Here is a 2714-nt window from a genome sequence, read left to right as displayed (position 1 = left end):
ATATTGCATATAAATAACACATAACAATATAAAAATAATACCTATTAACAAATTGATCATATTACATCACTTCCAGCTTATAGCCGATGCCCCATAGCGTTTTAATATATTCTGGATTAGATGGATCACTTTCGATTTTCTCACGCAATCTTCTCATATGAACATTAATAACGTTATCGTCACCGTAATACTCTTCATTCCAAACTAACGTATATATTTGCGCTTTCGTAAATACACGATTTTGGTTCTTTACGAATAGCTTTAAAATCTCAAATTCTTTTAAAGTAAGTTTGAGAGGCTTCCCGTTTTTTTCTACAGTAAAATTAATTGGATCAATTGTTAAATCACCAATTTGAATCATTTTTTCTATTGTTTCTGTAGCCGAGTATTTCGTAGACCTCCGAATACCTGCTTTTACACGTGCAGCCAATTCAATCATAGAAAACGGCTTACAAATGTAATCATCTGCTCCAAGTCCTAATCCAACAGCTTTATCAACATCTGTATCTTTTGCCGACATCATTAAAATCGGAACTGCACTTTTTTCTCGAATGATTCGTACAACCTCTAAGCCATCTAGCTTTGGCATCATAATGTCAAGGATAATCAAATCAAATGAACCTTTTAAATATGTGTTCACGCCTTCTTCTCCATCAGACGCAATCGTAACTTGAAAGCCTTCCTTTATTAAATACTTTTCCACCATCTCTTGAATTGAGATATCATCTTCAACTAATAAAATATGATGTGACATATGTCTATCCCCTTTTTACAAACGTTAACAATCCAATTGTATCGTAACTACTACAGACTGGAAACAATTATATGAATTTTCAAACCAACTTCCCTTCCTTCCTTAACAATGATATGATGAAATTCACTACGATTGTTCATAATTAACTTTATATAAAGGAGACTTATCATGTCAGAAAACAAAAAAGTAAGCTTAGCTGATTTAATGCGTGAACAACTTGCTAAGAAAAAGCAAGGAAATGGAAATGGTCAAAATGCAAAAAATCAAAGCCAAGAAACAAAAAAATTACAAAACCAACAAACAAAGAAAACAAACAACCAACGTAGACGTACAGGTGTATAAATGAACGGACAAAAACGTTCTAATATCGCCCCCGGTCTTGAAGTTGATATTGTATTAAAACAAGATCAACGAACAGGCAAATTAACACGTGGAATTGTAAAAGATATTTTAACAAACTCCCCTTCCCATCCGCATGGCATTAAAGTGCGATTGCAGGACGGGCAAGTCGGTAGAGTACAAAATATCGTTCAATAAGAAAAGGAGCTCAAGTAAACTCGAGCTCCTTTTCTTTATTAACCTTTAATTTTCTCGATGAAAACTACTTTTAAGTAGTCTCCTTCTTTAAATTGATCAATGGTACGGAAATCTTCTGGTAAAGAATGTTCTTCTAATATTTTATATTTGCCATTCATTTCTTTAAAGGCTGTATCGATAAAGCCTTTAAACTTTTTCATATCGAATGCGCTACAATTTGTAGAAGCAACGATAATACCGTTATTTTCTGTAATAGCAATTGTTTCTTTTAATAAATTTTTATAATCTTTTACTGCACTAAATGTATATTTTTTTGAGCGTGCAAAGCTTGGAGGATCAAGTACAACCATATCAAATTTCATTTTTTTCTTCGCTGCATATTTGAAGTAAAGAAATACATCTTCTACAATAATATCTTGCGCTTCATAATCAACTTCATTTACACTAAACTGCTCAATCGTTTTACTTAAACTACGATTTGCAAGGTCAACACTCGTCGTTTTACTCGCTCCGCCAAGCGCTGCAAATACAGAGAAAGCACCTGTATAAGAGAACATATTTAACACTGTTCTTCCTTTTGCATATTTATCACGAATTTGTTTTCGAACGTTACGTTGATCTAAAAATACACCAACCATTGCCCCATCATTTAAATAAACCGCAAAGTTTACACCGTTCTCTTTTACGATAAGTGGGAACTCGCCGCGCTCTCCTGCTACGAAATCATCACCCTCAATATATTTCCCTTTCGTATCAAAACGCTTTTTCTCATAAATACCTTTAAAGTTTGCTACTTTTTGAAGAGCGGCTATAATCTCATCTCTGAAAGTATAAATCCCTTCACTATACCAACTTACTACGTAGTAGCCATCATAATAATCGATAATTAGTCCTCCAAGACCATCACCTTCACCATTCACCACACGGAATGCTGTCGTATCAATTGATTTGTAAAATTGCTTTCGTTTATGTAAGGCAGATTTTATTTTACTTTCAAAGAAAGATTGATTAATTTGTTCACTCTCTTTTCTTGTTAAAATCCAGCCGTATCCTTTATTTTGTTTTCCATAATAGCCTTTTCCGACAAAGTGGTTCTTCTCATCTACTACTTTAATGATTGTTCCTTCTTCACGAACATCATTTAAATTTTGAATCGCATCTTTTAAAATAAGCGGATATCCACTTTTAATTTCTTTTATAAATTTCGGTTTTATTTTTACAGTTACTTCTGATCGCATATAATAACTTCCTTTCCATTTGCATGCTTTCTCTATAGGAAGCATTTGAAAAACGAGACTGAAAAAACAGCCTCGTTTCACTATACCATATTATTGCTTTGCTAGTACAACTCGCTCATTCTCTCACTTAACTGCCACATATTTACTACATTTTGAACTGGAAATCTTACTGTCCAATATAATAT

General features: G+C 33.2%; 4 protein-coding genes. 2 read left to right on the top strand and 2 right to left on the bottom strand.

The window, feature by feature from the left end:
- Positions 1-61 precede the first annotated feature (61 nt).
- Positions 62-754 carry a response regulator transcription factor gene (locus tag ABWK52_RS17930; RefSeq protein WP_000018029.1) on the bottom strand — a complete coding sequence of 231 codons (693 nt, stop codon included), beginning with the start codon at positions 752-754 and terminating at the stop codon, positions 62-64.
- A 168-nt stretch (positions 755-922) separates the two neighbouring features.
- On the opposite strand from ABWK52_RS17930, the gene ABWK52_RS17925 reads away from it, so the two are divergent.
- Together ABWK52_RS17925 and ABWK52_RS17920 are read left to right on the top strand one after the other, a co-directional pair.
- A complete protein-coding gene (locus ABWK52_RS17925) occupies positions 923-1096 on the top strand; it encodes a hypothetical protein (RefSeq protein WP_001293578.1) in 174 nt (57 codons plus the stop codon).
- Complete coding sequence (locus tag ABWK52_RS17920; protein ID WP_001014310.1) at positions 1097-1291, top strand: YwbE family protein; 195 nt, start codon at positions 1097-1099, stop codon at positions 1289-1291.
- Between the two features lie 38 nt (positions 1292-1329).
- Here ABWK52_RS17920 and ABWK52_RS17915 read toward each other — a convergent pair whose 3' ends face one another.
- On the bottom strand, positions 1330-2529 hold the full coding sequence (locus ABWK52_RS17915) for a class I SAM-dependent rRNA methyltransferase (protein ID WP_098541173.1): 1200 nt from the start codon (positions 2527-2529) through the stop codon (positions 1330-1332).
- Positions 2530-2714 lie beyond the last annotated feature (185 nt).

Origin of the sequence: Bacillus sp. AP50 (genome assembly GCF_040492675.1) — a bacterium.
Taxonomy (GTDB): Bacteria; Bacillota; Bacilli; order Bacillales; family Bacillaceae_G; genus Bacillus_A; species Bacillus_A cereus.
Note: the sequence above shows the minus strand (reverse complement) of the source record. Positions and strands in the feature narration are given on the sequence as shown.